Genomic DNA, 8,085 nt, shown 5'->3' on the forward strand with positions numbered 1-8,085 from the left:
TATATCATTCTCACGATTCAATGTCAACATCTTTTTTTGTAAGTTGTTTTTTCATTGCGTCGTGGTGGCGACCTTTAATATAATATCACCATCAAAAAGAACTGTCAACAGAAATACTAAAAAAGATTTAAAAACAAAAACAGCCGCTTCAGAACGGCTGTGAAAGTTAAATAATCCATGTCTGTATAGCAACAAGGGCAAACAATCCGGGAATGCCAAGGAATCCGGAAATGGCCGAAGTGGCAAGGTTTATAGGAACATGAATGCCAATCTGATTCCCAAATGCATTTAAGAAGAATAATAAGAGTGCACCTATGATCAGTTTAATGGCTCCCTGCCCTATGAATCTTACCGGTTTTACCGGGGCTCCTATAAATAGAAGCAATAAAATTAATCCTCCCAGAATGGAGATTACTACGATAGGATCCAAAAGAAAAATCCTCCTCTCAGGAAACTTGTACTACTAATTTATGATTAGTGTGTACAAAAAAGACCTTAGAGGAGGACAAGTATTTTTTTCCCGCTAAATTAATTACTTACATTCTCACTTTAACATTTCTCTTTTTAGCTTCCCTGAATAGAAAAAAGTATTTCGCTTCGGCCAGCTTTGCCTGGCTGATTGCCTCAGGGGATGGGTCAAAGCTTTTTTCCACCAGTGATTTCTGGTTGTTCCAATCTGTTCTCAATCTGTTCAGCTGCTCCAGAAGCTTCTCATCAAACTCGCTGCGAAGCCACTTTTTCCTGCGAAAAAACATATATTCCGCCTCCGTGCTTAAACTTCTCTTCTTCCCTCTAACGCTTTTGAGAGCGTTACTTCATCCGCATACTCCAGGTCTCCGCCTACCGGCAGGCCATGGGCGATCCGGGTAGCTTTTATGCCGGATGGCTTGATCAGGCGGGAGATGTACATGGCTGTAGCTTCCCCTTCAATATTCGGATTAGTGGCAAGAATAATCTCCTGGACCGTCTCATCCTGAAGTCTTTTCAGTAAGTCAGGAATATTGATATCTTCAGGCCCAATCCCATCCATCGGAGAAATCGCTCCCTGGAGAACATGATACAGCCCGTTGTATTCCTTCATCTTTTCCATGGCAATCACGTCTTTCGGATCCTGGACCACACAGATGACGGACCTGTCGCGTCTCTGATCCTCACATATATAACAGGGATCCTGGTCCGTAATATGGCCGCAGACAGAGCAGTAAGATAAATTTCTTTTCGCATTGACCAGTGCCTTCGCAAAATCCAGCACAGTATCTTCCTTCATGCTTAAAACAAAAAACGCCAGACGCGCAGCCGTTTTCGGGCCGATTCCGGGCAACTTCATAAAGCTGTCAATCAGCTTGGATATCGGTTCAGGATAATGCATGTATGTTTCCTCCTATATGAAAAGGAAAAGCGCCGCGATCATGATGGCCTGATGGATATCCCATCAGGCTATGTTCGCTGGCGCCCGGCCTGTCTGTGCTTTTAAGCACTCCTTCAGGATGTTTGATTACATTCCCGGCAGGTTCATTCCTTTAGTAAATTGGCCCATCGTATCGTTTGTTAAATCTTCTGCTTTTTTCAGTGCATCGTTAGTTGCAGCCAGGACAAGGTCCTGAAGCATTTCGATATCTTCCGGATCTACAACTTCCTCTTTAATGTTTACTTCTAAAACTTGTTTATGTCCGGATACAACAACAGTCACCATTCCGCCGCCGGCTGTTCCTTCAATTCTTTTTTCGCCTAGCTCTTCCTGTGCCTGAGCCATCTTCTTTTGCATTTTCTGCATTTGCTTCATCATATTTTGCATATTTCCCATTCCACCGCGCATTTTACATACCTCCAACTAGTTTCTATTCTTTAATTTCAATTAGTTCAGCGCCAAATAACTTGACTGCCTCAGCCACATGAGGCTCTTCCTCATTTCCGCCGAAGCCTCCGCCAGACTCATCTCCGTCACGCTGGCTGCGCAGGAAATCCTCCCTGACACTTTGCCATTGTTCATCCGGAATGCCGACCAGCTGCAATCTCTTTCCTAAAAGCTCAAACAGGATATTCCCCAAAGTATCCAGGAATTTCGCATTATCCATGGCCATCTGACAATGAATTTCATATTTGAATTTTACGATAAGAGCTGTTTCCGATGCGGCTACAGGCTCTGCTTCATTGAGAAGGGCTGCCTGGGAGCGCATCTGGTTTTGAACAAGCAGGTTCAGCATCTCTCCCCAGCGGCTCTTTACAGCCACCAGATCGTTTTTCGTAGCCTGCTTCAGTACTTCATTCACTTTCCCTACTGGCGCCTGGAACCCTTTGCGTGAACTTCTCTGCGGCTTTTTCTGTACAGCAGGAGCCCCATCATCTTTCACCGCTATGCCATTTTTCTTTAATTCAGCCAGCTCGTGCTGCAGCTGTTCGATTTGCTGCATCAAGGGCTTGATGTCTGCAGCCTGTCCTGGTCTCTCCCGCTGTTCAAGCTGGCACAGCTTCACAATCGCCACTTCCAGGAATATTCGCGGATGGTTGGTCCATCTCATTTCCTGCTGGGCCTTGTTCAGTACCTCAATCAGCTCATAAAGCTCTTCAGGTTCCACTTCCCCGGCAAGCTGCTGAAAGTCCTCATCGAGCATAACCCGTTCAAGAGATTCCTCCAGCCTTGGAGCCGCTTTATATAAGAGCATGTCCCGGTAATACAGGATAAAGTCCTCTATAAAACGGGATGGATCTTTCCCCTGAAAAAGGAGCTCCTCCAGAAATTCCAGCCCGGATGCTGCATCCCGGTCTTTAACCGCTCTTGCCAGTTTATTTAAAAACCCCTGCGACACTGCACCTGTTACAGACAGGGCATCTTCAACTGTAACGCGATCCTGGCTGAAGGAGATCGCCTGATCAAGCAGGCTGAGCGCATCACGCATACCGCCTTCTGCGGCTCTTGCGATGATCTGCAGGGCCTGCTCTTCATACGCTGCATCTGTTTCATCCGCAATCAGCTTCATTCTTCCTGTTATCGCCTGAGCCGTAATCCGTTTGAAATCGAATCGCTGGCAGCGGGAAATAATCGTCAGGGGAATTTTATGAGGCTCGGTTGTGGCTAAAATAAAAATAACATGCTTAGGCGGCTCTTCAAGCGTTTTTAACAGCGCATTGAAGGCTCCAATGGAAAGCATATGCACCTCATCAACGATGTAAACCTTATATTTCACAGCGTTCGGAGCATATTTCACTTTGTCCCTGATATCCCTGATTTCTTCTACACCGTTATTGGATGCAGCATCGATTTCAATGACATCAGGAATTGATCCGTCTGTAATCCCTCTGCAGGCCGAACACTCATTGCATGGTTCAGTGACAGGTGCCTTCTCACAGTTAACAGCCTTTGCAAGTATTTTTGCCGCACTCGTTTTACCGGTTCCACGGGGACCGGAAAACAAATAGGCGTGTGATATCTTCTCCTGAAGCAGGGCGTTTTGCAAAGTCTTTGTCACATGTTCCTGCCCGACAACATCGATGAACTGCTGCGGGCGCCAAACACGATATAAAGCTTGATAACTCACTGACACGCCCCCTTCCTATGTATAGTCCTTCATCTATTATAACGTATCTAATTTCCTTTTTACAAAACCTAGAGCAAAAAATGCAACAAAAAACCCACCCCGCAAAAGGATGAGTTTTATTTACAATATAAACTGCCGTGCACCTTCCGTCGACTGGCGCCCATAGGCGTTACTTAAGCAGTTAGCTCGGCCCAGGCAACCCTGCGGCACATGGGAGCGTCCACTTAATGCTGCTTCCTTCCGGACCTGACATGATTCATGGATTCCCATTGCGCAGGACCCGGGCGTCAACACCACTTACTTAAGGCAGGCCCTACAGGACACCAGCCTCGGGAAGGGATTCAGCCTCGCTAGAGCGGATTGCGAGTACAGGGCACCGCTACCTCCCCGCCTAGCACGGCAAAGTTGATACCATATTAAGGTGCGTCTTTGTCCGACGCATTTATAAGTATACTAATAATCAGAGGAAAAAGCAATGCCTAACCATTGTCAATTCCTGTATCGTGTTCCATCTGCAGCAATTGCCTTCTCTTCTTCTCTTCTTTCTTGCGCTTTCGCAAGTTCCGGAAAAAACTTGAAAGCATCTCGCCGCATTCTTCTTCAAGCACCCCCGCGACGACTTCACTCTGGTGATTGAACCGCTCATCCTGCAAGAGGTTCATGAGCGTTCCGGCACAGCCGCCTTTCGGATCCGCGGCTCCATACACCACCTTTTGGATGCGCGACAGAATGATGGATCCCGAACACATCGGACAGGGCTCCAAAGTTACATAGAGGACGGCATTCTCCAGCCGCCAGGTTCCGAGTTTCTTGCATGCCTGATCAATGGCCAGGAGCTCTGCATGCGCAATCGCAGTCTGATTCACTTCTCTCAGATTATGGGCACGGGCAATAATCTCCCCGTCCAGAACAATGACTGCGCCAATTGGAACCTCCTCCAGGCCTTCAGCAAGCTTAGCTTCCTTAATAGCCTCCCGCATATACAATTCATCTTCAGTGAATGATTCCTGAATCAAATATCTTCATTCCTTCTCTTAACATCTGTGTAAAAGCGGCCCCTTTTACGAAAAATACTCTTAAAGGAGCGATTCGATGGAAAATCCGCAAGTCTATAAACCGGCTCTTATCATTATTGACATGATTAACGACTTTCAATTTCACCATGGCAAAATCCTTGCTGAAAAAGCTTTGAATATCACTAAGCCCATCAATGAGCTAAAGACCGCATTCCATGAAAAGGGTCTCCCGGTCATTTACGTGAATGATCATTATAACCTCTGGAAGGCTGATCTCGATACGATTATGAATCATTGCCGCAATCCTGTCAGTGAGCGTATCCTTCATGAAATACACCCGTCGCCGGATGATTATTTTTTAATAAAGCCAAAGCATTCCGCTTTTTACGGGACTGCCTTAAATACTCTCCTGCACCAGCTCGGTGTCAATTTGCTTGTCATGACCGGAATCGCAGGCAATATCTGTGTCCTGTTTTCAGCCAATGATGCTTATATGAGAGAATACCAACTGCATATACCGCATGACTGCACCGCTTCCAACGATGACCATGATAATGCAAATGCCTTAAAGATGATGGAAAACGTATTAAAAGCCAATATATCTTCCTTCTCTGAAAACAATTATAACATTTCTTCCCTGTTTCCTTCATAAAATGGCAGTAGTGTTTTAAGATGTGTTTTTCAGGGAGGGAGATAGATTGCAGATTCATGTTGTCCAGCAAAACCAGTCTTTGTTCGGCATTGCTCAGGCATATGGAACGACAGTTGAAGATCTCGTTGAAGCAAATGAAATTCCCAATCCAAATAATCTCGTGATCGGCCAGACACTGGTTATTCCGATAATAGGAAGCTTTTATTGGGTGCAGCCCGGTGACAGTCTTTACTCGATTTCAAGAAGGTTCGGCATTTCCTATCAGCAGCTGGCATCAGTCAATGGCATTTCAGTAAGCCAGCCGCTTCAGGTGGGGTTCCGCCTTTATATCCCGGCCCGCCCGAAAACGAAAGCAGAATTCAATGCCTATGTGGAGCCAAGAGGCAATACAGTCGCCCCTGAGCTGGAGGAAAGCGCAAGAGAAGCCGCTCCTTATCTGACCTATCTGGCGCCGTTCAGTTTCCAGGCTCTCCGCGATGGCTCTTTGAAGGAGCCGCTTCTGAATGATTTCCCAGCTATTGCAAGAGCCAATAATAATGTACTGATGATGGTGATCACCAATCAGGAAAACGATCAGTTCAATGACGAACTCGCCAGAATACTGTTAAATGATATGGCGATCCAGAACAAATTTCTGGATAACATTACAGCTACAGCCAAAAAATACGGCTTCAAGGATATTCATTTTGATTTTGAGTTTCTGCGTCCGGCTGACCGGGAAGCCTATAATAATTTTCTAAGAAAAGCGAAGGCAAGATTCAGGCAGGAAGGCTGGCTGATTTCCACCGCATTGGCCCCGAAAACCAGCGCCGGGCAGGAAGGGCTCTGGTATGAAGGACATGATTATAAAGCCCACGGGGAGATTGTTGATTTTGTCGTCATCATGACCTATGAATGGGGCTACAGCGGCGGTCCGGCTATGGCCGTTTCACCGATCGGCCCAGTGAGGCAGGTATTGGAATATGCGATCAGTGAAATGCCATCTTCTAAAATCATGATGGGCCAGAACTTGTATGGCTATGACTGGACGCTTCCATTTGTTCAGGGCACCACCGCAAAAGCCGTCAGTCCGCAGCAGGCCATACAGATCGCAGCGGAAAATAATGTGGCCATTCAATATGACTACAAAGCACAGGCCCCATTTTTCAACTACACAGCACTTGACGGGAAAAGGCATGAAGTCTGGTTTGAGGATGCCCGCTCCATCCAGGCGAAATTCGACTTAATCAAAGAACTGAATCTGCGGGGCATGAGCTACTGGAAGCTCGGCCTGTCTTTCCCGCAAAATTGGCTTCTGATTACGGAAAACTTCAATGTGACGAAAAGAGCATGATGACTCAGCAGCTGCCCTTTACAGGCAGCTTTTTTATTTTTCAGATAATACGCTCTTAATTTCTTATTTCCAGCTGAAATTCCATATCCCTTCCACTCCATACTGTGATAAAATAAGCTTTGTGTCATTTTGGAACGTACCTATAAATGGTTTCTATAGATAAATAAGCAATGCAGGAGGACGATCACTATGGGGGGAATACCTTTTATTACAGTAGAGGGGCCGATTGGCGTTGGGAAAACATCTCTCGCTAAAGCAATTTCTGAGAAACTTCAGTATGCCTTACTAAAAGAGATTGTTGATGAAAATCCTTTTTTGGGAAAATTCTATGAAAACATTGAAGAATGGAGCTTTCAGACTGAAATGTTTTTCCTCTGCAACCGCTACAAACAGCTGGTTGATATCAACAATCACTACCTGGCTCAACATAAGCCTGTTGTGGCTGATTATCATATTTTCAAGAATCTGATCTTTGCGCAGCGCACACTGAATCAGACTGAATATCAGAAGTATTTGAAGATCTACGACATTCTGACGGGTGATATGCCAAAGCCGAATGTCATCATCTATCTGAATGCCAGCCTTGAAACACTGCTCGACCGAATCGAGCTGAGAGGCCGTGAAATTGAAAAGAACATCAGTCCGTTATATCTCGAGCAATTATCCCTTGATTATGAAACGGCTATGAATGAGTTCGAAAGGCAGCACCCGGATATTCCGGTCATCCGCTTTAACGGGGATCAGCTGGATTTTGTTAAAAATGAAGCAGACTTAATGCATATATTCGATACCTTATCGACATCATTAAAAAAGAGGAGTATACACTTATGAATCTAAGGCAGAAATATGAGATTCCTTCGAACGCCGTCATTACCATTGCCGGAACCGTTGGAGTCGGAAAATCAACAATGACCAATGCGCTTGCGGATGCCCTGGGGTTCCGAACCTCTTTCGAAAAGGTTGATACAAATCCTTACCTTGATAAGTTCTATGCAGATTTCAACCGCTGGAGCTTTCACCTGCAGGTTTACTTCCTGGCTGAACGCTTCAAGGATCAGAAGCGCATTTTCGAATATGGCGGCGGCTTTGTTCAGGACCGCTCCATTTATGAAGACACCGGCATCTTTGCCAAAATGCATTATGAAAAAGGGACGATGTCCAAGGTCGATTATGAAACCTACACCAGTTTATTTGATGCAATGGTGATGACACCATACTTTCCGCACCCTGATTTGCTTATTTACCTGGAAGGCTCGCTTGATGACATTCTTTCCCGCATCCAGGAGCGCGGCCGTCCGATGGAGCAGCAGACGCCGATTTCCTACTGGGAAGAAATGCACCAGCGTTACGAAAATTGGATTAACAGCTTTAACGCATGCCCGGTCCTGCGCCTGAATATCAATGATTATGACATCATTCAGAATGAGCAATCCATTGAGCCGATTGTGGAGCGCATTTCTTACTTCCTAAGACAAACGCAATTATTGAAAAAATAACCGCCATTATCGGCGGTTTTTTCTTTGAAAGATAAGGAAGTATATAATGTTT

At 45.6% G+C, this 8,085-nt stretch carries 10 protein-coding genes and 1 other RNA gene; 4 read left to right on the plus strand and 7 right to left on the minus strand.

Going from position 1 to position 8,085, the window contains the following annotated elements:
- Positions 1–166 precede the first annotated feature (166 nt).
- The 7 genes from CHI10_RS21820 to tadA all read right to left on the minus strand — a co-directional run bounded on the left by CHI10_RS21820 (position 167) and on the right by tadA (position 4,552).
- Positions 167–430 carry a pro-sigmaK processing inhibitor BofA family protein gene (locus tag CHI10_RS21820; RefSeq protein WP_035333490.1) on the minus strand — a complete coding sequence of 88 codons (264 nt, stop codon included), beginning with the start codon at positions 428–430 and terminating at the stop codon, positions 167–169.
- A gap of 106 nt (positions 431–536) precedes the next feature.
- Complete coding sequence (locus CHI10_RS21825; protein ID WP_095246241.1) at positions 537–755, minus strand: YaaL family protein; 219 nt, start codon at positions 753–755, stop codon at positions 537–539.
- Positions 756–772: 17 nt separating this feature from the next.
- Positions 773–1,369, minus strand: a complete 597-nt coding sequence (recR, locus tag CHI10_RS21830) for a recombination mediator RecR (RefSeq protein ID WP_095246242.1) — start codon at positions 1,367–1,369, stop codon at positions 773–775.
- 126 nt (positions 1,370–1,495) lie between these two features.
- Positions 1,496–1,816, minus strand: coding sequence for a YbaB/EbfC family nucleoid-associated protein (locus tag CHI10_RS21835; protein WP_095246243.1), 321 nt, complete (start codon positions 1,814–1,816; stop codon positions 1,496–1,498).
- A gap of 22 nt (positions 1,817–1,838) precedes the next feature.
- Positions 1,839–3,536: a DNA polymerase III subunit gamma/tau gene (gene dnaX / locus CHI10_RS21840; RefSeq protein WP_095246244.1), complete on the minus strand. Its 1,698-nt coding sequence runs from the start codon at positions 3,534–3,536 to the stop codon at positions 1,839–1,841.
- Between the two features lie 135 nt (positions 3,537–3,671).
- An RNA gene (gene ffs / locus CHI10_RS21845) (signal recognition particle sRNA large type) lies at positions 3,672–3,936 on the minus strand.
- A gap of 79 nt (positions 3,937–4,015) precedes the next feature.
- A complete protein-coding gene (gene tadA, locus CHI10_RS21850; protein WP_218831311.1) occupies positions 4,016–4,552 on the minus strand; it encodes a tRNA adenosine(34) deaminase TadA in 537 nt (178 codons plus the stop codon).
- A 76-nt stretch (positions 4,553–4,628) separates the two neighbouring features.
- On the opposite strand from tadA, the gene CHI10_RS21855 reads away from it, so the two are divergent.
- The 4 genes from CHI10_RS21855 to CHI10_RS21870 all read left to right on the plus strand — a co-directional run bounded on the left by CHI10_RS21855 (position 4,629) and on the right by CHI10_RS21870 (position 8,033).
- Positions 4,629–5,204: a cysteine hydrolase family protein gene (locus CHI10_RS21855; RefSeq protein WP_095246245.1), complete on the plus strand. Its 576-nt coding sequence runs from the start codon at positions 4,629–4,631 to the stop codon at positions 5,202–5,204.
- Positions 5,205–5,250: 46 nt separating this feature from the next.
- Positions 5,251–6,537: a LysM peptidoglycan-binding domain-containing protein gene (locus tag CHI10_RS21860; RefSeq protein WP_095246246.1), complete on the plus strand. Its 1,287-nt coding sequence runs from the start codon at positions 5,251–5,253 to the stop codon at positions 6,535–6,537.
- 189 nt (positions 6,538–6,726) lie between these two features.
- The gene (locus CHI10_RS21865) at positions 6,727–7,368 is read left to right on the plus strand and encodes a deoxynucleoside kinase (protein WP_095246247.1); all 642 of its coding nucleotides are present in this window, start codon (positions 6,727–6,729) and stop codon (positions 7,366–7,368) included.
- On the plus strand, positions 7,365–8,033 hold the full coding sequence (locus CHI10_RS21870) for a deoxynucleoside kinase (protein ID WP_035333477.1): 669 nt from the start codon (positions 7,365–7,367) through the stop codon (positions 8,031–8,033). Before CHI10_RS21865 ends, CHI10_RS21870 begins: the two co-directional genes overlap by 4 nt.
- Positions 8,034–8,085 lie beyond the last annotated feature (52 nt).

The organism is Bacillus sp. 7894-2 (assembly GCF_002272225.1).
GTDB lineage: Bacteria > Bacillota > Bacilli > Bacillales > Cytobacillaceae > Cytobacillus.